General features: G+C 72.8%; 19 protein-coding genes. 4 read left to right on the plus strand and 15 right to left on the minus strand.

What is annotated here, in order from left to right:
• Positions 1 to 490: 490 nt before the first annotated feature.
• Positions 491 to 1,957: an amino acid permease gene (locus ACYVOO_RS36545; protein ID WP_461020027.1), complete on the plus strand. Its 1,467-nt coding sequence runs from the start codon at positions 491 to 493 to the stop codon at positions 1,955 to 1,957.
• Here the strand turns inward: ACYVOO_RS36545 and ACYVOO_RS36550 are convergent.
• The 3 genes from ACYVOO_RS36550 to ACYVOO_RS36560 all read right to left on the minus strand — a co-directional run bounded on the left by ACYVOO_RS36550 (position 1,885) and on the right by ACYVOO_RS36560 (position 4,535).
• Positions 1,885 to 2,655, minus strand: coding sequence for an SDR family NAD(P)-dependent oxidoreductase (locus ACYVOO_RS36550; RefSeq protein ID WP_461020028.1), 771 nt, complete (start codon positions 2,653 to 2,655; stop codon positions 1,885 to 1,887). The genes ACYVOO_RS36545 and ACYVOO_RS36550 overlap by 73 nt on opposite strands.
• Positions 2,656 to 2,784: 129 nt before the next feature.
• Positions 2,785 to 3,369 carry a TetR/AcrR family transcriptional regulator gene (locus ACYVOO_RS36555; RefSeq protein WP_461020029.1) on the minus strand — a complete coding sequence of 195 codons (585 nt, stop codon included), beginning with the start codon at positions 3,367 to 3,369 and terminating at the stop codon, positions 2,785 to 2,787.
• A 47-nt stretch (positions 3,370 to 3,416) separates the two neighbouring features.
• Positions 3,417 to 4,535, minus strand: coding sequence for a fatty acid desaturase family protein (locus ACYVOO_RS36560; protein WP_461020030.1), 1,119 nt, complete (start codon positions 4,533 to 4,535; stop codon positions 3,417 to 3,419).
• 555 nt (positions 4,536 to 5,090) lie between these two features.
• On the opposite strand from ACYVOO_RS36560, the gene ACYVOO_RS36565 reads away from it, so the two are divergent.
• Complete coding sequence (locus ACYVOO_RS36565) at positions 5,091 to 5,396, plus strand: 4a-hydroxytetrahydrobiopterin dehydratase (protein WP_461020031.1); 306 nt, start codon at positions 5,091 to 5,093, stop codon at positions 5,394 to 5,396.
• 122 nt (positions 5,397 to 5,518) lie between these two features.
• Here the strand turns inward: ACYVOO_RS36565 and ACYVOO_RS36570 are convergent, their stop codons facing one another.
• From ACYVOO_RS36570 to ACYVOO_RS36585, 4 genes are all read right to left on the minus strand, one after another.
• Positions 5,519 to 7,042 (minus strand): S1 family peptidase, encoded by a 1,524-nt coding sequence (locus ACYVOO_RS36570; RefSeq protein ID WP_461020032.1) that lies wholly within the window; start codon positions 7,040 to 7,042, stop codon positions 5,519 to 5,521.
• 1,043 nt (positions 7,043 to 8,085) lie between these two features.
• The gene (locus tag ACYVOO_RS36575) at positions 8,086 to 9,054 is read right to left on the minus strand and encodes a LysR family transcriptional regulator (RefSeq protein WP_461020033.1); all 969 of its coding nucleotides are present in this window, start codon (positions 9,052 to 9,054) and stop codon (positions 8,086 to 8,088) included.
• A 145-nt stretch (positions 9,055 to 9,199) separates the two neighbouring features.
• Positions 9,200 to 10,036, minus strand: a complete 837-nt coding sequence (locus ACYVOO_RS36580) for an aldo/keto reductase (protein ID WP_461020034.1) — start codon at positions 10,034 to 10,036, stop codon at positions 9,200 to 9,202.
• A 138-nt stretch (positions 10,037 to 10,174) separates the two neighbouring features.
• Positions 10,175 to 12,001 carry an AMP-dependent synthetase/ligase gene (locus ACYVOO_RS36585; protein ID WP_461020035.1) on the minus strand — a complete coding sequence of 609 codons (1,827 nt, stop codon included), beginning with the start codon at positions 11,999 to 12,001 and terminating at the stop codon, positions 10,175 to 10,177.
• A gap of 368 nt (positions 12,002 to 12,369) precedes the next feature.
• Between ACYVOO_RS36585 and ACYVOO_RS36590 the strand changes: the two genes are divergently transcribed.
• Positions 12,370 to 13,476 (plus strand): bile acid:sodium symporter family protein, encoded by a 1,107-nt coding sequence (locus ACYVOO_RS36590; RefSeq protein ID WP_461020036.1) that lies wholly within the window; start codon positions 12,370 to 12,372, stop codon positions 13,474 to 13,476.
• Positions 13,403 to 14,296 (plus strand): sulfotransferase family protein, encoded by an 894-nt coding sequence (locus ACYVOO_RS36595; RefSeq protein ID WP_461020037.1) that lies wholly within the window; start codon positions 13,403 to 13,405, stop codon positions 14,294 to 14,296. Before ACYVOO_RS36590 ends, ACYVOO_RS36595 begins: the two co-directional genes overlap by 74 nt.
• Before the next feature lie 100 nt (positions 14,297 to 14,396).
• On the opposite strand, the gene ACYVOO_RS36600 is transcribed toward ACYVOO_RS36595, so the two are convergent.
• The 8 genes from ACYVOO_RS36600 to ACYVOO_RS36635 all read right to left on the minus strand — a co-directional run bounded on the left by ACYVOO_RS36600 (position 14,397) and on the right by ACYVOO_RS36635 (position 23,773).
• A complete protein-coding gene (locus ACYVOO_RS36600; protein WP_461020038.1) occupies positions 14,397 to 14,825 on the minus strand; it encodes a methylglyoxal synthase in 429 nt (142 codons plus the stop codon).
• A gap of 144 nt (positions 14,826 to 14,969) precedes the next feature.
• A complete protein-coding gene (locus ACYVOO_RS36605) occupies positions 14,970 to 15,980 on the minus strand; it encodes a transporter substrate-binding domain-containing protein (protein WP_461020039.1) in 1,011 nt (336 codons plus the stop codon).
• Between the two features lie 25 nt (positions 15,981 to 16,005).
• A complete protein-coding gene (locus ACYVOO_RS36610) occupies positions 16,006 to 16,782 on the minus strand; it encodes a hypothetical protein (RefSeq protein ID WP_461020040.1) in 777 nt (258 codons plus the stop codon).
• Complete coding sequence (locus tag ACYVOO_RS36615; RefSeq protein ID WP_461020041.1) at positions 16,779 to 17,237, minus strand: hypothetical protein; 459 nt, start codon at positions 17,235 to 17,237, stop codon at positions 16,779 to 16,781. Before ACYVOO_RS36615 ends, ACYVOO_RS36610 begins: the two co-directional genes overlap by 4 nt.
• 246 nt (positions 17,238 to 17,483) lie before the next feature.
• A complete protein-coding gene (locus ACYVOO_RS36620; protein ID WP_461020042.1) occupies positions 17,484 to 19,364 on the minus strand; it encodes an exo-alpha-sialidase in 1,881 nt (626 codons plus the stop codon).
• A 213-nt stretch (positions 19,365 to 19,577) separates the two neighbouring features.
• On the minus strand, positions 19,578 to 20,432 hold the full coding sequence (fdhD, locus tag ACYVOO_RS36625) for a formate dehydrogenase accessory sulfurtransferase FdhD (RefSeq protein ID WP_453343687.1): 855 nt from the start codon (positions 20,430 to 20,432) through the stop codon (positions 19,578 to 19,580).
• Between the two features lie 6 nt (positions 20,433 to 20,438).
• Entirely contained in the window at positions 20,439 to 21,299 is an 861-nt protein-coding gene (locus ACYVOO_RS36630; protein WP_461020043.1) for a 2Fe-2S iron-sulfur cluster-binding protein, read from the minus strand.
• Positions 21,296 to 23,773 (minus strand): NAD(P)H-dependent oxidoreductase subunit E, encoded by a 2,478-nt coding sequence (locus tag ACYVOO_RS36635; protein WP_461020044.1) that lies wholly within the window; start codon positions 23,771 to 23,773, stop codon positions 21,296 to 21,298. Before ACYVOO_RS36635 ends, ACYVOO_RS36630 begins: the two co-directional genes overlap by 4 nt.
• Positions 23,774 to 23,780 lie beyond the last annotated feature (7 nt).

The raw sequence follows: 23,780 nt of genomic DNA on the forward strand, positions 1-23,780 counted from the left end.
CGCACCCACGCACCCATAACCCCAACGGGAACCCAGAATCACGCGGCGTCAGCCGCGTCGTACCGGTCCATAGGCCGCGCCGTAGCCACACAGCCGCACCCGAACACGGCGCCCCGCCCAGCGCAGCGCCCCGTGCAGCGGCACAAAAATCAGCGCGGGACCCTACAGTGCGCATCGCACAGGCCAACCGTCCCGCGCAACACCCCCGTGAAGCGGAAACCCCCCGTTTCCTTCCGCACCCCGCGAAGGGGACCCGCAACACCCCTGTGAAGGAAACGCGGCCTTGGTCCGGTTCCGCCGCAACATTTGCAGAGGGGTGCCCCGGTGCAAAGAAAATGCCGGACGATTTTGCGGAGGCTGTTCGGCATCCGAACATGGAAGCCCCCCAACCGGACAATCGGCGGGCGCACCCCCGAGCGCGCCCGCCCTCGGCGTGCCGCCACCCCACGAGGGCCAGGCCACACGCCTCCGCACCGAAAGGCTCGGCCCCATGGCGACCACACCCCCTGCCCCGCCCGGGGAGGGCTCTCCGCACGCGCGGCGATTCGGCCTCCCGACCGCGACGGCGCTGGTCATGGGCAACATCATCGGCGGCGGCATCTTCATGCTGCCCGCCTCCGTCGCCCCGTACGGCACGGTCAGCCTGGTCGCCTTCGGCGTGCTGACGGTGGGCGCCGTCGCGCTCGCGCTCGTCTTCGGGCGGCTGGCCGAGCGCAACCCCCGCACGGGCGGACCCTACGTGTACGCGCGCGATGCGTTCGGCGACTTCGCCGGGTTCCTCGGCGCGTGGTCGTACTGGATCACCACGTGGGTGAGCAACGCCGCGCTCGCGGTGGCCGCCGTCGGCTACCTGGACGTGCTGCTCCCCGTACAGGGCTCGACGTGGCAGACCGTCTTCGCCGCACTCGTGATCATCTGGCTCCCCGCGCTCGCCAACCTCGCGGGCACCCGCTACGTCGGCGCCGTCCAGGTCGTCGCCACCGTGCTCAAGTTCGTCCCGCTGCTGCTCGTCGCGGTCGGCGGCCTGTTCTTCTTCGACGCGGACAACCTCGGGCCCTTCGAGGCGAGCGGCGACGGCGCCCTGGGCAGCGTCACTGCGGCGGCGGCGATCCTGCTGTTCAGCTATCTGGGCGTGGAGTCGGCGGCGATGAGCGCGGGCGAGGTCCGTGACCCGCGCCGTAACGTCGGGCGCGCCAGCGTGCTGGGCACCGTCGGCGCCGCCGCCGTCTATCTGCTGGGCACGGTCTCCGTGTTCGGGCTCGTCGCGCACGACAAGCTGGTCGGCTCCACGGCGCCGTTCTCGGACGCGGTCAACGCCATGTTCGGCGGCTCCTGGGGCGGTACGGCCATTGCCTGCGCCGCGCTGGTCTCCATGGTCGGCGCGCTCAACGGCTGGACGCTGCTGAGCGCCCAGGCCCCCTACGCAGCGGCCAAGGACGGCCTCTTCCCGAAGGTCTTCGAGCGCAGGCGCCGGGGTGTGCCCACGGTCGGTGTGCTCGTCGGCGCCGTGCTGGCCTCGCTGCTGACCGTCGCCAACTTCAGCGGGGGCGCGAGCGGCGCCTTCAACAGCCTGGTGCTCATCACCACCTTCACCGCCACCGTCCCCTACCTCCTCTCGACGGCGGCCCAGCTCTACTTCCTCTTCTCGGGCAGCGGCGCCCGGGTCCGTTCCGGGCGGCTGGTGCGGGACGCGGTGCTGGCGCTGGCCGCGTTCGGGTTCTCGCTGTGGCTGGTCGCGGGCGCCGGTTACGCGGCCGTCTACCAGGGTGTGCTGTTCCTCTTCGCCGGGGTGCTGGTCTATGTGTGGCTGGCAGCGCGGCGCGAGCGGGCGCGGGACGGCCGGGAGGCGGAGCCCGGCCAGGAGCCGGGGTCCGCCGACGGGGGTCAGGCCGTGCTGGCGCCGTCGACGACGAGGTCCGCGCCGACTGTGGAGCCCGCCTCGTCCGAGGCGAGGTAGAGCACAGCCGCCGCGATCTCGGCGGTGTGCGCGGCGCGCCCCCTCGGGATCGAGGTGCGCATCCGCGCGGCCTTCTCCTCCGGGGTCTCGCCGGGCAGCGTGGACATGGGCGCGTCGACCTTCCCGGGGCTGACGGTGTTGATGCGGACGCCCTCGCCGATGTGGTCGAGCGCGGCGTTGCGGGTCAGCGCCCCGAGCGCCGCCTTGCTGGCGACGTAGGCCGCGAGACCCGGCTGCCTGCTGTGGACGCCGAGATTCGAGGACACGTTCACGATGGCGCCCCCGCCCTCCTGGACGCGCATGCGGGCGACCTGGTGCTTCAGTGCCAGCCAGGTGCCGGTCAGGTTGACGTCGAGGGCGCGCCGCCAGTCCTCCTCGGGGATGTCGGCCGCGGGCGCCGGGGGCACGAAGACGCCCGCGTTGTTGACGGCGACGTCGAGTCCGCCGAAGCGGTCCACGGTCTCGCGGACGAGGGCCGCCGTGTCCTCGGAGCTGGTGACATCGGCGGTGACGGCTGCCGCCTCGCCGCCCTCCGTCTCGATCAGGGCCACGGTCTCCTTGAGGGGTGCGGCGGTGCGCCCGGAGACGACGACGCGAGCGCCCTCCCTGGCGAAGGCGAGCGCGATCTCGCGGCCGATGCCGGTGCCGCCTCCGGTGACGAGTGCGGTGCGGCCTGCGAAGCGTGCGTGAGCGGTCATGACGGGTCTCCTCGGTGTGGCTCGGTGTGGCTCGGTACGGGTGGTTTTCGAGAACGATCGGTCTTGAATTTTGGGCGAAGAGAGCACCCTCGGTTGAGGGTGCTGTGTGCGGGTGGAGACGGGCGGAGGTCAGTCCAGGAGGGACAGCGCCTGCTCCGTCGCGTCGCGCAGCCGCGCTGGGGAGTGTGAGCCCATGCCGACCACGCGCATGCCCTGCATCAGGACCAGCAGCATGCGCGCCAGCGCGCGGGGCTCGCGGCCCTCGGGGAGTTCCCCCTGTGCCCTGGCCCGGATCAGCGCCGAGGTCAGCGCGGTCTCCAGCGTCTCCCAGCTCACCTCGACGTTGCGTGCCGCCGCCGGGTCACGCGAGGCCAGCTCCACGGCCGTGTTGACCACGAAACAGCCCTTGCGGCGGCGCTCCTCGTCCGTCGACTCCGCCGCGAAGCGCCGCACCATGGCCCGCACCGCCGGCAGTGCGGGTCCCGGCTGCGACAGCTCCTCGACGAGGCAGGTGCCGTGCTCCTCGCCGTAGCGCTCCAGTGCCTTCGCGTACAGCTCCTGCTTGCCGCCGAAGGTGGCGTACAGGCTGGCGCGGGCGATGCCCAGGTGTGCGACGAGATCGGCGAGCGACGTCGCCTCGTAGCCGCGCTCCCAGAACAGCTCCAGGGCTGAGCGGAGCGCGGCGTCCGGGTCGAATTCCTTCGTTCTCGCCATGCCGGAAACACTAGGCCAAACGAGAATGACCGGTCAAGAATGGTCGGTCAAGAATCGCCCGGGGAGGCGTCGCGGGTCGCGGAGTCGCGGATCGGGGCGCCCGCTTCGCGCAGGTGCCGCAGTGCCTCCCGCCACGAGGCCATGAGGCTCGTCTCGTGGTACGGGATGCCCAGCTCGACGCAGTAGCCGCGGACGATCGGCCGGGCGCGGCGCAGATGGGGGCTGGGCATGTTCGGGAACAGGTGGTGCTCGATCTGGTAGTTGAGCCCGCCGAGCGCGATGTCGGTGAGCGCGCCGCCCCGCACGTTGCGCGAGGTCAGCACCTGCCGGCGCAGGAAGTCGGGGCGCTCGTCGCCCGAGAACATCGGCATGCCCTTGTGGTTGGGGGCGAAGATCGAGCCGAGGTAGACGCCGAAGACGGCCTGGTGCAGCAGCAGGAAGGCCACTGCCATGCCCGGCGGGAGGACCAGGAACAGTGCGGCCAGATACACGGCGAGGTGTCCGAAGAGCAGCGTGCCCTCCAGCACGGGGCGCTTCATGTGCGGCTGGCGCAGGGCGCGGATGCTGGAGACGTGCAGGTTGAAGCCCTCCAGCGTCAGCAGCGGGAAGAACAGTGCCGCCTGGTGGCGCCCGATGAACCGGGGCAGCCCCTTCGCCTCGCGGGCCTGGTCCTGGGACCAGACGAGGATGTCGGGCGCGACGTCGGGGTCCAGCTCCTCGTGGTTGGGGTTGGCGTGGTGGCGGGTGTGCTTGTTCATCCACCAGCCGTAGGACATGCCGATGCCGACGTTGCCCACGAGCCTGCCGCCCGTCTCGCTCGCCCTGCGTCCGCGGAACACCTGGCGGTGCGCGAGGTCGTGCGCGATCAGCGCCAACTGGCCGAAGACCAGCCCGAGATACCCGGCGACGGCCAGTTGCCACCAGCTCGCGCCGACGGCGAAGAACGCCACCCAGCCCGCCACGAAGGCGAGTCCGACGAGGGTCAGGCGCAGCGCGTAGTAGCCGGGCCTGCGCTCCATCAGCCCGGCCTCCGCCACGCGCCGCGAGAGCCCCGCGAAGTCGCTCCCGCCCCCGGTCCCGCTCCCGCCCCCGGCCGCCTTGCCCTGGCCGGCTCTGCCGCTCTCGGAGGGAGCCCGTGTCTCCGGTGTCTCAAGTGCTGTCGTCATGCGGTCGAGCCTCGCGGGCGCGGACCGCGCCCGACAGCCGCGCAGCACGCCTCCCGGACGGGGGCTCACCGCCGACGGGGGGTGTAGCCAGGTACACCATCCGAGGCGGGGGCCCAGGTGGGAGCGCCGCGGCGGCGGTTGTCGTACGGCGGTCCTAGGGGGTGTCTTCGACGTAGCGTCGTCCGGCCGCCAGGCCGGGGGCTGCCGGGGGCACCTCCCAGCGGTAGCTGGGGGAGTCTGGTGCGTGCAATCGCAAGGCGGAGGGAGGAGAGCGCAGGGGGTACCTCCCAGCCCGGAGGGCCTGGGGGAGGGTACCTCCCGCCCGCAGGGCCTGGGGGAGGGTACCTCCCGCCCGCAGGGCCTGGGGGAGGGTACCTCCCGCCCGGAGGGCCTGGGGGAGGGCTGCGCTGACGACCGACAACGTCGCGAGCGTGCGTGCCAGACTCCCCCAGCTACCGCTGGGAGGTGCCCCCGGCAGCCCAGGCGGGACGTTGAAGACTCCCCCTACGCTGGGAGGCAGTGCCCGAAGCGTCCACTGGAAGCGAGGACCATTCCATGTCCCCCGAGCCGCTGACCCCGGAGCAGACGGACGAGGCGCTGGCCGGACTGCCCGGCTGGAGCGTCGAAGACGGCCGGATCACCCGCGCCTACGCGTTCGACAAGCACCTGCCCGCCGCCGCGATGGTCGTCCACATCGCCGCCATCCAGGAGGAGCTGGGGCACCACTCCGAGCTGGGCCTGGGCTACAACAGGCTGACGGTCGCCGTGAACACGCACAGCGCGGGCGGCCGGATCACGGAGCTGGACATCGCGCTGGCCCGCCGGATCGAGGAGATCGCGGCGGGCCACGGCGCGAGCTAGCCGCCCTCCCCTCCCACTTCACGGGGCGGCTTTGCCACTCGCCGGTGTCGCGGCCGGAGCCAGGGGCCGGGACACGCGGGGGAAGGCGTGTGCGGAGATGTGCGCGGGAGGAGGGGGAGGGGTCAGGGCCTGACCGAGTCCAGTGCGTAGGAGCCGGAGCCGCTGTAGGCGTGGACGAGGAAGCGGTAGGTGCCCGCCGTGCCGTCGTAGGTGACGGTCTCGTCGGGGCCTGGGCTCGTGCCGCTGGCCACGGTCGTCCACGTCGAACCGTTCAGCTTCTGGAGGTACAGGTCGAAGTCGGCGCTCGACGGGCCCTTGAGGCAGCCGGTGTGCGGGCCGGAGGCCGTCGACTCGTACGACGTGCCGTTGGGCTCGATCCGCTGTTCGCCGCTGGTCAGCGAACCGGCGTAGGAGGCGGAGGGCTTGGCGCAGCCGGTGGGCGGGGGTTCCTCACCGCCGCTGGTCCTGAGCGTCAGGCCGTAGACGGACAGCGCCTCGGTGACGGGCTGGTAGTACGTGGTCCCGCCGCTGGAGCAGTTGCCCGAGCCGCCCGACGTCATGCCCTGTGCCTGGCTGCCGGAGATGAAGGAGCCGCCGGAGTCGCCGGGCTCGGCGCACACCGAGGTCCTGGTCACCCCGCTCACGGTGCCCTGCGGATAGGTGACGCTGGTGTTGTGCTGCTGGATGGTGCCGCAGTGCCAGCCCGTCGTGGACCCGGAGCGGCAGATCGACGAGCCGACCGGCGCCTGCTGGGATCCGGCGACGGTGACGTTGGCGCCGCCCTGCCCCTTCACGTACGGGGTGGCGGTCCAGTTGCTGTTGGCCGCGACCCACGCGTAGTCGTTGCCGGGGAAGGACGAGCCCTGGAACGTGCCCTGGGCCACCTGGTTGTAGCCCGTCGTGCTGGTGCCCGCCCTGCCGCAGTGCCCGGCGGTGACGAAGCCCTGCTGGGTGCCCTTGGTGACGGGGAAGCCGACGGAACAGCGGCCCCCGCCCATGTAGTAGGCGTCGCCGCCGCGCAGGTCGTAGTACGGGCGCGGCTTCTCCGCCGACTTCACCACGCGCACGGCCGAGGCGTCCGCTCCGCTGCGGTCCACGAACCGCCGTGCCTCGGCGGGCCGTGCGGCGAAGACGGTCACCGTGTTGTGCCGGACGTCGACGGACCAGGCGGGGACGCCGTCCGGGGTGCGTCGCTCGGCGGCGCGGTCGAGCGCCGCCTTGGCGGCGTCCAGTTCGGCGAGGCCGTGGTCGACGACCTTCGGGGTGGCACCGGCCGCGGCGATGGTGTCCGCCTCGGCCGCGCTGGTGGTGCCCACCACCAGCTTCGACGTGGGGCCCGTCGTCCAGGCGCCCCCGTAGCGGGTGCCCAGCTCCATGCTGAGGGCCTTCTCCACCGTCGGGGCACGGTGTTCGCTGGCCACTCTGGTTCTGACCTCGGCGGGGGTGAGGCCGAGGTCACGGCGCATGGCGTCGAGCATCGCTCCGGGGACCGGGGGCGCCGGACGGGCTTCGGCCGCCTTCGCCGCGGCAGCGGCGTACGACGAGGGCGGGGGCGCGGGTTCGCCCGCTGTGGCGGGCATGGCGGTGAGCGCGAGGGCACCGGCGGCCAGAGCCGCTCCGGTGACCACGCCGACGTTGCGGAGCATGGGGGTCTCTCCTCGTGTCGGGGGGTGCGGATCAACGTAGCCGCACGCCCGGGCGGCGTGTACCTGCCATTTCACCCCTCTCGCCGTGCGATGCCTCAGCGCGCATCGGCGCGCTGAGGGGGTGCGGGGATGCTCGCCGCGCCCCGTCGTCGGCCGGGGGCCACTTCTGGGCCGCTTGCCCGCTGACGCCCTCGCGGTCCGGGCACGGCCTGACGCCGCGGGGGTGGGAAGCCCGGCTCGCCCGGTGACCACGCCCTGGCCCCGCTGTCGGCGGTGCGGCGGTGGTGCGTCGGCGGGCGGTGACGGTGCGAATCGGTGGTGCGGCGGCGCGGCGGTGGTGCGCTCGGTCCCGTCGTCAGCGGTGCGCATTGGTGGTGCGTCGACGGTGCGCCTGGCCCGCCGCCAGCGGTGCGGCGGTGGTGCGCATTGGTGGTGCGGCGGTGGTGCGTTCGGCCCCGCGTCAGCGGTGCGGTGGCCGTGCGTCGGTGGTGCGCTGGGCGGCGCGTCCATGGTGCGTCGACGGGGCGTTCGGCTCCGCTGTCGGTGGTGCGCTGGGCGGCGCGTGCACGGTGCGGCGGTGGTGTGTTCGGCCCCGCGTCAGCGGTGTCGTGGCCGTGTGTCGGTGGTGCGCTGGGCGGCGCGTCCATGGTGCGTCGACGGGGCGTTCGGCCCGCCGTCAGTGGTGCGGCGGCGGTGCATCGGTGGTGCGCTGGGCGGCGCGTGCACGGTGCGGCGGTGGTGCGTTCGGCGCCGCGTCAGCGGTGTGGTGGCCGTGTGTCGGTGGTGCGCTGGGCGGCGCGTGCACGGTGCGGCGGTGGTGCGTTCGGCGCCGCGTCAGCGGTGTGGTGGCCGTGTGTCGGTGGTGCGCTGGGCGGCGCGTGCACGGTGCGGCGGTGGTGCGTTCGGCCCCGCGTCAGCGGTGTGGTGGCCGTGCGTCGGTGGTGCGCTGGGCGGCGCGTCCATGGTGCGCATCGGTGGTGCGTTCGGCGCCGTCGTCAGCGGTCCGACGGGGCGCCCGCGTGGTGAGGGCGCCGCGTGGTGCGTCAGCCGTGGGCCTCGGCTCGGCCCGGTTGGGCCTCTCGCGCGAGCCACTCCGCGTAGCGCGGATTGCGGTGCGCCGCCTCGTCGTGCGCCTGGCGGGCGTGCAGCAGCACGGCGGGCGCCGTTCCCGCGGCCGGGGACCCCGGGTGCCAGCCCAGCAGGTGCCGCCACCGCAGCGGCGTCCCGCGCAACGGCACCGTCACGATGCCCGGCGCGGGCGCGAACGTGGCCCTGCACAGTCCGATCGCCCGCCCCACCTCCACCAGGTGGACCAAGGAGGCGGTGTCCGTCTCGTACACCGTCTGCGGGGTGAAGCCAGCGCGCGCGCAGGCGGCGGAGAAGCAGTCGCCGAAGCAGCCGTCGCCCGGCACGCAGGCCCAGCTCTCCCCGCCCAGCTCCCGCAGGCTCAGCTCCCGTTCGCCCGCGAGGCGGTGCCCCTCGGGCAGCATCACGAAGACCGGGTCACGGCCGACCGTGCGCCACGTCAGCCGCTCCGTCGCGGGCGGCGGGCTGTCGCCGCAGCAGCCCACCAGGGCGTAGTCGAGCCGCCCCTCGGTCACCAGGTCGCTGATCTCGGCGACGGACCAGGCGGTGTACGTGCTCAGCGGCGCCGACGGATGCACGGCGGCGATGCGGTCCACCAGCCCGCCCAGCAGGGGGCCGTGGGTGCCGCCGAGCCGGAAGCGGGGGATGCCCTCCCAGGCGTTGGCGAACCGGACGGCGTCGTCCTGGAGTTCGTGGATGGCGGGCAGCAGCACCCGCGCCCGGTCCAGGACCAGTTCGCCGAGCGGGGTGGGCCGCGCGCCCCCGCGGTCGCGGTCGAAGAGGGGCCCGCCGAGTGAGCGCTCGATGCGCTTGAGCTGGCCGCTGAGCGCCGACTGGGCGAGGCCGAGCGCCGTGGCGGCGCGGGTGAGGCTGCCCGCGTCGGCTATCGCGCGAATGATCTTCAGATGGCGCAATTCCAGCTCCATGTCCGGAAATTACGACGGGGCGCGCCGCGCGGCAAGGGAACGGCCACGCGGCAAGGGAACGGCCACGCGGCGAGGGAACGACGAAGGCCGCCACCTCCGGCGGGGGAGGCGACGGCCTTCGTCGTGCGCGGTCGCGCGGCGGGGCTCAGTCCAGTCCGTTCATCTCGTCCGGGTCGGCACCCAGCCGGGTGTCCGTGTTCAGTGACGCGATCCGCTCCAGGTCACCGGCGTCCAGTTCAAAGCCGAAGACGTCGATGTTCTCCTTGATCCGGGAGGGCGTCACGGACTTCGGGATCACGACGTTACCGATCTGGAGGTGCCAGCGCAGCACGACCTGCGCCGGGGTCTTCCCGTGCTTGTCCGCGATGGCGGCCAGCGTGGGCTCCTTCAGCAGGTCCTTGCCCTGGCCCAGCGGGGACCACGCCTCGGTCGCGATGCCGTGGTCCGCGTGGAAGGCGCGCGGCAGGGGCTGCTGGAGGTGGGGGTGCAGCTCGATCTGGTTGACGGCCGGGACGGCGCCCGTCTCGTCGATCAGCCGCTGGAGGTGCGCGGGCTGGAAGTTGGAGACACCGACGGCCTTGGCGCGGCCGTCTGCGGCGATCTTCTGGAACGCCTTCCAGGTGTCCACGTACTTGTCCTGTTCGGGGACCGGCCAGTGGATGAGGTACAGGTCCACGTAGTCGAGGCCGAGCCGCTCCAGGGAGGCGTCGAAGGCACGCAGGGTGGAGTCGTAGCCCTGTTCCCTGTTCCACAGCTTCGTGGTGACGAACAGGTCCTCGCGGGGCAGACCGGACGCCGCGATGGCCTGCCCGGTGCCCTTCTCGTTCTCGTAGATCGCAGCGGTGTCGATGCTGCGGTAACCCGCCTGGAGCGCGGTGCCCACGGCGTCCGCCGCCTCGTCGTCCGGGACCTGCCAGACGCCGAAACCGAGCTGGGGCATGGCGACGCCGTTGTGAAGAGTGATGGTGGGAACGTTGCTCACGAGCGATCGGTCCTCACGTTGAATCATTGGTTCCGGTTGACACCAGGGTCAACGATCGCCGCGCTGCGCGCATTCCCGGCGCGTTTGCCCAGGTCAGAGCGGTGCGGTGCGAGGGGTGACGTGAGCGGCGCGAGCGGCTCAGTTGTGGTAGAGCGCCTCGATCTCGACGGCGTACGCGTTCTCGATCTTCTGGCGCTTCAGCTTCAGCGAGGGCGTGACCATGCCCTGCTCCTCGGTGAACTGGGCGGCCAGTATCCGGAAGGTGCGGATCGACTCGGCCTGCGAGACCTGCGTGTTGGCGGCCACCACGGCGCGCCGGATCTCGGTCTCCAGATCCGGGTCGCGCACCAGGTCGGCGGCCTTCAGCTCGGGCTTCTCGCGCATCGCCAGCCAGTGCGCGACGGCCTCGGGGTCGAGGGTCACCAGCGCGGAGATGTACGGGCGGTCGTTGCCGACGACGATGCACTGCGCCACCAGCGGATGGGCCCGTACCCGCTCCTCCAGCACCCCCGGCGAGACGCTCTTGCCGCCCGAGGTGACCAGGATCTCCTTCTTGCGGCCCGTGATCGTCAGATAGCCGTCCTCGTCCAGCGAGCCGAGGTCGCCGGTGGCGAGCCAGCCGTCGTGCAGGGACTCGTGCGTGGCCTTGGGGTTGTTGAGGTAGCCCTGGAAGACCTGCCCGCCGTACAGCCAGATCTCGCCGTCGTCCGCGATGTGCACGGTCGTGCCGGGGATCGGGACGCCGACGGTGCCGAAGCGGGTCTGCTCGGGCGGGTTCGCGATGGCCGCCGCCGTCGACTCCGTCAGCCCGTACCCCTCGAAGATGCGCATGCCCGCGCCGTCGAAGAAGAGGCCGAGGCGCCGCTCCATCGCCGAGCCGCCCGACATCGCGTGGCGGCACCGGCCGCCCATCGCGTCACGCACCTTCGAGTAGACCAGCTTGTCGAAGACCTGGTGCTGGAGCCGCAGCGCGGCCCCGGGCCCCGGGCCCGTGCCGAAGGACTTCTGCTCGACGGCCTCCGCGTAGCGCACCGCGATGTCCACGGCCTTCTCGAACGGGCCGAGCCTGCCCTCCAGTTCCGCCTTGCGGCGCGACGCCTGGAAGATCTTCTCGAAGAGGTGCGGCACGGCCTGGATGAACGTCGGCCGGAAGGCGGCCAGGTCGGGCAGCAGTGCCGAGGCCGTCATCGACGGCTGGTGGCCGAGCTTGACCCGGCCGCGGATCGCCGCGACCTCCACCATCCGCCCGAAGACGTGGGCCAGCGGCAGGAAGAGCAGCAGCGAGGCCTGCTCGCCGGTACGGGAGCGGAAGACCCGCTCATACTTGCCCACGACGTTGTCGGCCTCCGCCATGAAGTTGGCGTGGCTGATCACGCAGCCCTTGGGGCGGCCCGTGGTGCCGGAGGTGTAGATGACGGTGGCCGTCGAGTCAGGGGTCAGCGCGAGCCGGTGCCGGTGCACGACGTCGTCGTCGATGTGCGTACCGGCCCGCGACAGCTCGGCCTCCGCGTTCTCGTTGAGCTGCCACAGCCGCTTGAGCCCCGGCAGCCTGCCGATGACGGAGCCGATCGTCATCGCGTGGTCCTCGTGCTCGACGATCGCGGCCGAGACGTCCGCGTCGTGCAGCATCCAGAAGACCTGCTCGGCGGAGGACGTGGGATAGACCGGGACGACCTGGGCGCCGATGGCCCACAGCGCGAAGTCGAAGAGCGTCCACTCGTAGCGGGTACGGGACATGATCGCGACCCGGTCCCCGAAGCGGATGCCCTCGGCGAGCAGCCCCTTCGCCAGCGCCAGCACCTGGTCGCGGAACTCGCCCGAGGTCACATCGCGCCAGGTGCCGCCCGCGTCCTTGCGGGCGAGCGCCGCCCGGTCCGGATCCTCGGCGGCATGGTCGAAGACGGCGTCAGCCAGCCCTCCTACCTGGGGCGCCGTCGCCACAGCCGGGACGGTGAACTCGTGCAATGGGTCTGCTCCTCGACGTGCAGGGCACCGCTGTATGACACAGCGCGAGCGACCGTATCGGATACGGAGCGCGCTGGGGAGGGGCGTCCGTGCTGGTCAGTCGGTCAATTGGGGTCACTTCGGTACGTGCGGGCCCAGGCCGTTGCAGATCGATCGACGTATCTGCACCGAACCTCCCCGAATCGGCGCGCGGCCGGACAGGGAACGGGCGCCGCGCGGAGCGAATCGGGCCCGGCCCGGATGCGGGGGGCGGGGCTCCGGTGGCGCGGGGCCGGGGTTCCGGGGAAAAGGCCGGAAAGGTCCTTCCGTACTGTGGTACCCGTCCGGTGAAACACCGCCGGGGTCGCCGCACGGTACCGAGGGAGCTCATGCGCCGCCTAGCACGTCTGGTCGATCCGTACATCGTCCTGCTCCTGGGCACGGTGCTGCTCGCCGTGCTGCTGCCCGCGGGCGGCGCCGTCGCCTCCGGCTTCGGCTGGGCCACCAAGATCGCCGTGGGGCTGCTCTTCTTCCTCTACGGAGCGCGGCTCTCCACCCGCGAGGCCGTGGACGGGCTGCGCCACTGGAAGCTGCACCTGGCCGTCGTCCTGTGCACCTTCGCGGTCTTCCCGCTGCTCGGCCTCGCCTCCCAGGGGCTCGTGCCCTGGCTGCTCACCCCCGAGTTGCAGTCCGGGCTGCTCTTCCTCTGCCTGGTCCCCTCCACCATCCAGTCCTCGATCGCCTTCACCTCCATAGCCCGCGGCAACGTGCCTGCGGCCATCTGCGCGGGCACGTACTCCAGCCTCATCGGCATGATCGCCACCCCGCTCCTGGTGGCCTGGCTCATCGGCGGCCACGCGAGCCTGAGCGCCGACGGACTCGTCGGCATCGCCTGCCAGCTCCTCGCGCCCTTCGTCGCGGGGCAGCTGCTGCGCCGCTGGATCGGCGGCTTCCTCACCCGCAACAAGCGCGTCCTCGGCCTCGTCGACCGAGGCTCGGTCCTGCTCGTCGTCTACACCGCCTTCAGCCAGGGCATGAACGAGGGCATCTGGGGCCAGGTCACCCCGCTGCGGCTGCTGGCGCTGCTCGGCGTCGAGGCGGTGCTGCTCGCCCTGATGCTGACGCTCACCTGGTACGGGGCACGCAAGCTCGGCTTCGTCCGCGCCGACCGCGTCGTGATCACCTTCGCGGGGTCCAAGAAGTCGCTGGCGGCCGGGCTGCCCATGGCCAGCGTGCTGTTCGGGGCGCAGGCCAGCCTCGCCGTGCTGCCGCTGATGCTCTTCCACCAGATGCAGCTCATGGTGTGCGCGTTTCTGGCCAAGCGCTGGTCGTCGCCCGCACTTCACCCCGAGTTTGCCGACGTCCCTTGGGATGGTGCCCCGACGGCGCCGAGGGACGAGCCGCGAGTGGAGAGTGGGTGGCATGGGGACCGTGCGCAAGGGGCTCAGGCGGAGGGGCAGGCTGCTGGCGGAGGCGCTGCGACCGCCCGGCGTTGACAGCGCGGCGGCGCGCGGCGGCCCGGGAACGGGGCCCGACGAGGGCTTCCGCGCCGACGGCTCCTTCGTCGCGCCCGTGGCGGGCCGCCTCGTGGAGTCGCCCGTCTTCATCCTCTCGCCCGTACGTTCCGGCTCCACCCTCCTGCGCGTGCTGCTCAACAGCCACTCGCGCGTCCGCGCCCCGCACGAGATGCACCTGCGCACCCTGCACGTGCGCATGGACCGCGAGTTCACGGCCGAGGCCATGCGCGAGCTGAGGCTGGACAAGGAGGAGCTGGAGCACCTGCTCTGGGACCGCGTCCTCGACCTGGAGCTGGAGCGCAGCGGCAAGGACGTCATCGTCGACAAGACCCCGCCCAACACCCTGATGTGGCCGCGCCTCCACCGCGCCTGGCCCCGGGCGCGCTACCTCTTCCTGCTGCGCCACCCCGGCGCCATCGTCACCTCCCTCGTCAACCGCAGGGACAAGCCGGACGTCGCGCTCATCCACGAGGAGGTGCTGGAGTACGCGGAGCGCCTGGAGGAGGCCCGCGCCGCGCTGAACGGGCACACGCTGACGTACGAGGACCTCACCGCCGAACCGGAGAAGGCCACCCGCGAGATCTGCGCCTACCTCGACCTGGAGTGGGAGCCGGGCATGCTCGCGTACGGCGAGCAGGACCACGGCACGTTCCGCCCGCAGATGGGCGACTGGAGCGAGAACATCAAGTCGGGCCGCGTCCAGGCCGCGCGCGGTGCCCGCGGGGCGGACTGCGCGGGCCTGCCGCCCCGGCTGCGGGAGATCGCCGGGGCGTGGGGGTACGAGGCGGGCGCGTCCTGAAGGGCTGGCGGTACGGGCCTGTCGGCAGGCGGCAGGCGGCAGGCGGCAGGCGGCACGGAACAGTGTCGCGGAGACGCCTCGGCGAAACGGCGGACCGGCCTCAGCCGCCACCTGGCACGCGATGAAGAGGCGGTCCCGCACCGCGCACTCGCCGCAACCGGTCGAGCCCGGCAGCCACTATCGCCTCCGCGCTGGCCAGGTTCACCGCTGTCGGCACATTGTGCAGCGTCGCCAGCCGGAGCAGCGCGAACACATCACTGGCATGCGGCGCCGCCCACAGCGGATCCCAGAAGAACACCAGCCCCGCGAGTTCCCCTTGCGCGATCAGTGCGCCGATCTGCTGATCCCCGCCCACAGGCCCTGAGGCCACCGCTCGCACCGCCGCAGCGGGTAGTCCCACCTCCTCCCGCAGCCCACGCGCGGTCGCAGCCGTGGCGACGACCGTCTCGTACTGCAACGCGAGCCGATGGGCCCGCACCCACCGCATCAGCTCCGCTTTCCGCGCGTCATGCGCTACCAGACCGATCATGCCTCCGACGCTATGCCGCTCTGCCACCGCGAATGCAGAGCGCGTGGAAGTGGAGATCCCCAGGGCCGTGACACTCCCCGCATATTCGTGCGCGGGATCGAAACACCCTCCGTGCGGAGCCGAAGGTGCGCCGGGGTGCGGGCGTCACGGGCTGGGCCTGTCGCGGCAGGACCGGGAGTCGATGGCGGCGGTGCTCGGCTTGTGGGTGCTGATCCAGCCGGGGTCCTGCGCGGGCAGTTGGGGCAGCGAGGTCTCGACGTCGCGTATCCACTCGCTCGTGCCGACGTACTCCTTGAGCCAGTCGGCCAGCTTCCGGCAGTCCTCCCGGAACCCTTTGCGCAGCCCGATGCCGTAGTGCTGGGGCGCGCCTATGGTGAGGTCCGCCACCACACGCAGGCCGTCCTTCGCGTGGTGGCGGGCGAAGCCGTAGAGGATGAGCTGGTCGGTGGTGACGGCGTCGACGGTGCCCTTCTTCAGCTCCTCGATGCAGTCCGACGCGTCGTCCAGCACCTGCGGGGTCACACCCGTGGCGGTCCTGACCTCGGCGAGGGCCGTCTCCGACGTGGTGCCGTCCCAGGTGCAGACGGTCTTGCCGCGCAGGTCCCTCAGCTCCTCGATGCCGCCGCTCCTCGGCCGGTCCTCGTCGACCAGGAAGCCCTGGCGGGTCTTGAGGTACGGGCCCGCGAAGTCGATCCTGCGCATCCGGTCCGGGGTGATCGAGAAGGAGGCGATGACCATGTCGGCGTCCCCGTGCTCCAGCTGCGAGATGCGGTCCGCCGACGACACATCCACCGGTTCGCTGAACGAGACGCCCATGGCCTTCTCGATCCGCTCGTGGAGCAGATGGTCGAAGCCGGAGCGGTCGTAGTTCTCGGAGTAGGAGATGCCGGGGAGGTCGTTGTGCATGGCCACCGTGACCCTGCTGGTGCCGAGGAACTGACCGCTCTCGCCGGAGGAGCAGGAGGCCACCGGGGCGAGGCCCAGGACGAGGACGAGAGGGAGCGCGACGGCGGGCGCGTCGGCGCGGATACGCCGCAGCGCCCGCCTCCGCCCCCACCCCCGTCCCCGTCCCCGCCGCCGTAACGATTGCCGTAACGGCCGCCTTGAGCGCTGTCCTGACGAGGCGCCGTCCCCCGGCGCTGTTCTGCGGTGCACGGTGTCTCCCTGCGGCGTCGGTGTGTCAGTCGTGGAGGGTGGCCTCGGCCACGGAGACGCGCATGAGGCACCCCTCGTCCGTCGTCACGGTGAAGCGGACCCGCACGTTCCCTTGCTGTCCGCCCAGGGGGAACTCGACGGCCTCGCCTGGCCGGATGCCCTCGGTACTGGCGGGGGCGCCGCCTCCCACGAGCGAGGCGGTGAACTCCGTCTCCGGGGTGCACGTCTGGGCTCCGGGAGCGGAGTCCTCGACCGTCAGCGCCAGCCGCAGCATGGACCGCCGCGGCGTGTTGTCGACGAACAACTCGACCTCCGCGCCGTTCCCTGCCGGTACGTTGGGTATGAGTTGAGCCGTGCCGGTGACGGCCACCTCGCCGTGGTCGGCGTAGTGGTCCATGCCGATGAGCCCGAGGACGGCCAGCAGCAGGGAGCCGCCCGTCATCAGCCCGCGCCGGACCCCGGAGCGGTCCTCCGGCACCCCCTCCGGCACGCCCACGACGCGCGCGAACGAGACGACGACGGCCACACCGAGCACGGCGTACACCCAGCCGAGCTGCCGCGCTGGGCCGTCCGGCGCGGTGACCAGCGCGATCGTGGTCAGCGTCACGACGAGGAGGAACGGCGGCCAGTTCCAGCCGCTCCAGTGCTTGGCCCGCCCGTACAGCTCGTTCACGTCCCCGGCGAAAAGGCTGAGAACCACCTTCCCGGCCCGGCCTATCGCGGTGGAGTGCGCGCCGAACGTCTGGGCGCGGTGTTCCCCGTCGCGGCGGGTTCCTCCGGGCGCGTCGTGGGGAGCGCTCACTCCCTCTCCTCCTGCCGGTCCCGCCGCCCCGCGGGGCCGGGCTGCTGCCCGTACCCGATGTGCAGGTCTCCGTCCACCCGCCCGATGACGGTCGACCAGGGGCCGTACGCCGTCGCGTGGCTGCTCCCGGAGGAGCGGTGCTCCCGGTGTACGAGGGCGAGGTGACGGTGGAGCGCCGCGTCGCTCAGGTCGCGGCCCGCGAGCCACTGGCCGAGCGTCTCGTCGAGCAGCAGCCGTTCGTCCTCGGGGAGCCGGTCGACGGCCGCCAGCGCCGCTTCCTCCTCCGGCGTGGCCGGGGGGTCCCCGGGCTCGCGGCGTCGCATGCGCCGCAGCAGTTCCCCGCCGTGGTCCAGCAGGCTGTCAGCGGCGCGGTCCTGCGCGGCCTGCGCGACCGAGGCCGCGAAGGTCGCCGCCGCCGCGCCGGCGTACGGAACAATGGCTTGTGCGGTCGTCAACCACTCGGACACCGTGTCTCCGATCATCGCTCGCCCCCGCACAGCGACCCCCCGCTTGTGCGACCGGTCTTGACATGAAACCGGAAATCAGGGTGATTCCCCGGTCGTGAGGGGAATATCTGTCGGATTCCGGCCACTCTGTCCCCGCCCGCGTCCCGGGGCGCCCCGAGCCCGGCCACGGTGCCGGGCCCGGACCTCGGAGCCCGACCCCCGGAGCCCGGAACCGACCCGCTGAACCGGCACGGTTCAGCGCCCCCGCACCCGGTCCAGCGGCAGCCACAGCACCGTCGTCCCACGCCCCGCGCCCTCGTCCGCGCGGACCCGGACGTCGTCCAGCGCTCCGGTGAAGTGGGAGCGGCTGTCGGGCTTCTGGCCCAGGTGGACGCCGAAGGGGGAGGTGCGGCTCACCGTGCCCGGCACGTCGGGTGCCGTCACCGTGCTGTCGTCCACGGTCAGCCGCAGTTCGCCGTCCGCGCGGCGCAGTTCGGCGCGGTGCCAGCGGCCGTCGTTGTACGCGCGGTCCGTGGCGACCTCGGCAGTGGTGGTGGGCGACGTGCCGCTGCGGGTGGTGATCGCGGCGGTGAGACGCGAGCGCGCCGGATCGCCGACGAGGCGCACCTGCGGCTGGTTGGGCCCGACGCCGCCCATCCACAGCATCGGCTGCTCACCGCCCGTCGCCTCGTAGCGGAACCACAGGCTCGCCGTGAACTCCCGTGTCCCGAGCGGGAGTTGGCGTCGGAAGGGCAGCCGGACGGCGTCGTCGCGACCGTCGAAGGACAGGGCGCGCCCGTGCCCGTGCCTGTCCTCCGTGCGGGCCGCGCCGCCCAGCACCAGTGCGTCGCGGGCGCCCGGCGCGTGGTCGGGCGTGACGGGGTCGGGGCCGCGCCGCTCCCCGAGCCAGCCCTCGGTGAAGCGGGCGAAGCGGATCTCGTCGCGCGCGTCGACGGCGCCGCCCTCGTACAGCAGCCCCACCCGCTCGGGCGTGGCCTGCACCATGTCGGAGTAGCCGGACCAGTCCGTGGTCACCGTCCTGCCCCGGTCCACGCCCTCCCAGGTGGCGCCCTCGTCGTAGGAGGAGCGGATCATCATCGTCCGGCGGCGGTCGGGGTCGGCCGGTGCGGCGAACAGCAGCCGTCCGCTGTCGCCGAAGCGCAGCACCGAGCCCTGGACCTGCGGGGTGTAGAGGCCGGGCAGCGCGCGGAAGGGGCCCGTGAAGGTGCGCCCGCCGTCCCGGCTGACGGCCGCCGTCCGGTGCCCGAGGTCGGTGCCCTCGGTCTCCCTGCCGTTGACGTAGACGGAGCCGTCCCGGCGCTCGACGAGCGTCATCTCCTGCGGCTTCTGCCGGAAGGTGCCGTCGGCCTCGTACGGCCAGGTGTCGGTGGCCCCGCGCCGCCAGGTGTCACCGCCGTCGTCGCTGTGGACGAGTGCCGCGTGGTTGTGGGTCTCGCCGCCGCCGCTCCACGTCTCCGCGTTGACGCCGAGGACGAGCCGTCCCGCGTGCCTGCCGCGCTGGAGCTGGATGCCGTGGACGGGGCCCGTGGCGTACCAGGAGTTCCAGTCGCGGGGGAGGATCTGGTCGCTCAGGTCACGGGGCCGCGACCAGGTCTCGCCGTCGTCGTCGCTGTACTGGAGGTGCGGTGTGCGGTCGCAGGGCGTGTCGCAGTTCCGGCCGTCGGTGCGGCCCGTGTTCCAGGTCTCCGCGAGCAGGACGCGCCCGGTGCGCTCGTCGACGACGGGTGCGGGGTTGCCGTGGGTGTCGCCGTCGCCCTCGCTGACGACCTGGAGGGGGCCCCAGGTGCGTCCTCCGTCGGTGGAGCGCTTGAGCACGAGGTCGATGTCCCCGGCGTCGGAGCAGTCCCGCACCCGGCCCTCGGCAAAGGCGAGCAGTGTGCCGTCGGTGGTGCGGACGACGGCCGGTATCCGGAAACACGCGTAGCCCTGCTCCTGCGACGCCTTGAACACCACCTGCTGGGAGAAGTCCGGCTCGGTGCCGGGGTCGGCGTGCGCGGGCGCCGCGAGCAGCCCCGTCACGACGGCGAGGAAGAGCACGGCCGTCAGTGCGGTGCGGCGCGCGGCGCCCCGGGCTCTGGTGCGGGATGTGGTGCGTGAGCCGACAACTGACGTCATCTTTCCGCCCCTTCACGCGACAACCGGACGTCGGACGTCCCATGTCCGGTGTCGCAGAAGGTACTTGGGGGGCCTGAACCCGACAAGAAGGCACGCACGGGTCAGATGTGACCCCTCGGACCCTTCAGGAGTGACGTGCTCACGGAAGGGCCCGGCCGGCGCAGGGGGCGCACCCCGCCGGCCGGACCCGTATCCCGTGCAGCGGGCGGACCGTCAAGCCCGGCCGGCCGCTGTGCGCAGGGCTAGCCGGTGCTCGCCCGCGTACACGTTCATGGAGGTGCCCCGCAGGAAGCCGACCAGCGTCAGCCCCGTCTCGGCCGCCAGGTCCACCGCGAGCGAGGAGGGCGCTGAGACCGCGGTGAGCGCCGGGATGCCGGCCATCACCGCCTTCTGGGCCAGCTCGAATGAGGCGCGGCCCGAGACCATCAGCACCACGTCCCGCAGCGGGAGGCGGCCCTGCTGGAGCGCCCGGCCCACCAGCTTGTCGACGGCGTTGTGGCGGCCCACGTCCTCCCTTATGTCGAGCAGTTCCCCCTCGGGCGAGAACAGCGCCGCCGCGTGCAGGCCCCCGGTCCGGTCGAAGACCCGCTGCGCCGCCCTGAGCCGGTCGGGGAGGCGGGACAGGACGTCGGGCTCCAGCCGGACCGGGGCTTCGGGCAGGTCCTCGATGGCCCAGCGCGCGGTGGTCCGCACCGCGTCCAGGCTGGCCTTGCCGCACAGGCCGCAGGACGAGGTGGTGTAGACGTTGCGCTCCAGCGCGATGTCCGGGAGCGGGACACCGGGCGCGAGCTGGACGTCGACGACGTTGTACGTGTTGTGCCCGTCCTCCGTCGCGCCCGCGCAGTAGACGATGTTGCGCAGCTCGTCCGCCGAGCCGAGCACACCTTCACTGACCAGGAAGCCGGCCGCCAGCGCGAAGTCGTCGCCCGGAGTGCGCATGGTGATCGCGAGCGGTTTCCCGTTCAGCCGGATCTCCAGGGGCTCCTCGGCGACGAGGGTGTCGGGGCGGCTGCTGACCACCCCGTCGCGTACGCGGGTGACCCGCCGTCGCTCGGTGACCCGTCCCATGCGCGTTCACTCCCGAGTCTGTACGTGCTGATAGCCGAAACGGCCCTTGATGCAGAGGTTGCCGTGGGTCACCGGGTTGTCGTGCGGTGAGGTGACCTTGACTATGTCATTGTCCTGCACGTGGAGCGTGAGGTTGCAGCCCACACCGCAGTAAGCACATACGGTCGTCGTCTCCGTCTGCCGTTCCTCGTCCCATGTACCCGCCGCACGCATGTCGAACTCGCTCTTGAAGCTCAGTGCTCCCGTCGGGCACACCTCGATGCAGTTGCCGCAGTAGACACAGGCGGAGTCGGTGAGGGGCGCGTCGTGCTCGGTGGAGATGCGTGCGTCGAAGCCGCGCCCGGCGACGGCGATGGCGAAGGTGTTCTGCCACTGGTCACCGCAGGCGTCGACGCACTTGTAGCAGAGGATGCACTTGTCGTAGTCGCGCACATACAGATCGTTGTCGATCTTCGGTTCCTCGGCGAGGGTGGCGGCCTCCGGGCCGAAGCGATCCGGCTCGGCGCCGTACTCCTCGATCCACTCGGCGGCCCTCGGCGTCGTGGACAGGTCGGTCGAGGACGCGAGCAGTTCCAGCACCACCTTGCGGCTGTGCCGGGCCCGCTCGGTGTCCGTGCGGACGTCCATGCCCTCCTCGGCGCGGCGCGAGCACGCGGGCGCCAGTGTCCTGGCACCCTCGACCTCCACCACGCACACCCGGCAGGCGTTCTTCGGCGTCAGTGTGTCGCCCTGGCACAGTGTCGGCACGTCCTTGCCCTCGGCACGGCACGCGTCCAGGATCGTCGCGCCCTCGGGCACGCGCACGCTCTCCCCGTCCAGCGAGAACTCGACGAGGCGGCGCGGGGGCTGAAGCGGTACGGCGGTCATGCGTAGGCTCCCAAACGGTCGATGGCGGACTCCACGGCGTTCCACGCGGTCTGGCCCAGGCCGCAGATCGAGGCGTCCCGCATGGCGGTGCCCACCTCGCGCAGCAGCGCGATGTCGTCGGCCGCCTCGGCGCCCCTGCGCTCCAGCAGCCGGTGCAGCGCCTCCTCCTGGCGTACGGTGCCGACGCGGCAGGGCACACACTGGCCGCAGGACTCGTCGCGGAAGAACTCCGCGATGCGCAGCAGGATGCGCGGCAGCGGCACCGTGTCGTCCATGGCCAGTACGACGCCCGAGCCGAGCGTGGTGCCCGCCTCGCGGGTGCCCTCGAAGGTGAGCGGCACATCCAGCTCGTCCGGGCCGACGAAGCCGCCAGCCGCGCCGCCGAGCAGCACGGCCCGCAGCCCCTCGCGCACGCCCGCCAGCTCCAGCAGCTCGCGCAGCGTGGCGCCGAACGGCAGCTCGTAGACCCCGGCCCTGGCCACGCTCCCCGACACGCAGAACAGCTTCGGGCCCGTGGACGTGCCCGTGCCGATCGCGGCGTACGCCTCGGCACCCAGCTCCAGCACGGTGAGGACGTTGACGAGGGTCTCGACGTTGTTGGCCGCCGTCGGCTTCCCGAACAGGCCCTTCTCGACGGGGAACGGCGGCTTGCTGCGGGGCTCGCCGCGGTGGCCCTCGATGGAGTTGAACAGCGCGGTCTCCTCGCCGCAGATGTACGCGCCCGCGCCGCGCCGGATCTCGATGTCGAAGGCGTAGCCCTGGCCCAGCACGTCGGGGCCCAGCAGCCCTCGGGCGCGGGCCTGCGCAAGTGCGTGCTCCAGGCGGCGCAGGGCGCGCGGGTACTCGCCGCGCAGATAGATGTAGCCGAGGTGGGCTCCCGTCGCGTACCCGGCGACGGTCATCGCCTCGACCAGCGCGTACGGGTCGCCCTCCATCAGCACCCGGTCCTTGAACGTGCCCGGCTCGCTCTCGTCGGCATTGCACACCACGTAGTGCGGGCGGTCCGGCTGGGACGCCGTGGCCTGCCACTTGCGGCCCGTCGGGAAGGCGGCCCCGCCCCTGCCGAGCAGCCCGGAGTCGGTCACCTCCCTGATGACCCCGGCCGGGCCGAGCGCGAAGGCGCGGCGCAGCGCCTGGTAGCCGCCGTGTGCGCGGTAGTCGTCGAGCGAGGCCGGATCGGCGACGCCGATCCGGCGCAGGAGGGTCAGCCCGGGGTCGCCCGCTTGCGGGACGGCCGAGCCCGGCGGGGGCTCGACGGGGGCCGCGCCCGGGTCCCGCGCGGCGTCGGCGACGGCCTCGGCCGTGGCGGGCGCGAGGACGGCGGTGGCGTACCGGGGCCCGGCCGTCACCGGTACGGCGCCGTCCCCGGCCAGGACGGGCGCGACGGCGGCGGCGCCGTCACCGCGCCCGGCCACCGGTACGGCACCGTCCGCGTCCGGTGCGGTGCTGCTCGGGGCGGGTGCGGTGCCGCTCAGGGCCGGGGTGCCTCCCTCCGCGCCCGGTGCGGTGTCAGTCCCGGCCGTGGCGGCGGGGTCCGCGCCCGGCGAGGCGTCACCTCCGGCGTGCTGTGCCGCGACGCCCCGGACCTGCGCGGCGTCACGCGTGGGGGTGCCCCCGGCCGGTGTGGCGGCGTCCGCGCGCTCCGGCGACAGCGCCAGCGCACCGGCCCCCGCTGATGGCGTACCGGCCTCCGCCCGCACCGCCAGCGCACCGGCCCTCGCTGATGGCGTACCGGCCTCCGCCCGCACCGCCAGTGCACCGGCCCCCGCTGATGGCGTACCGGCCTCCGCCCGCACCGCCAGTGCACCGGCCCCCGCTGATGGCGTACCGGCCTCCGCCCGCACCGCCAGCGCACCGGCCCCCGCTGATGGCGTACCGGCCTCCGCCCGCACCGCCAGCGCACCGGCCCTCGCTGATGGCGTACCGGCCTCCGCCCGCACCGCCAGTGCACCGGCCCCCGCCGATGGCGCACCCGCCCCCGCCCGCACCGCCAGCGCCGCCGGGGCACGCTCGCACAGGCCCAGGCAGGGGCTGGGCTGCCAGACCGCACCCCCGGCCGGGGTGCCCGCGGGGGCGAGACGCCGCTCCAGGTCGGCGCAGAGCGCGGCCGAACCGCTCCCGGTGCACGCGAGGTCCGTGCACACATGCAGCACCGTCGCGGGGCGCGGCTTCAGCGAGAACATCGCGTAGAACGTGGCCACCCCGTACGCCTCGGCCGGGGGCACCGTCAGACGGCGGCACAGGTAGTCGAGTCCGCCCTCGCTGATCCAGCCGACGCGGTCGTTGAGCGCGTGCAGCCCCGGCAGCAGCAGATCGCGGCGCTCGCGTGCCTCCCTGCCGCCGCGCGCCCAGCGCAGATCCGCGTCGCTGCGATCGTCCGCGCCCTCCCAAGCGGACTCGGGCGGGCCGAGCAGCGCGTCGACGGCCTCCCGTTCCTCGTCCGTCGGCTTGCTGTCACCGAAGTGCAGATCCATCGCGTGC

The sequence above is a fragment of the Streptomyces daliensis genome (assembly GCF_054782395.1).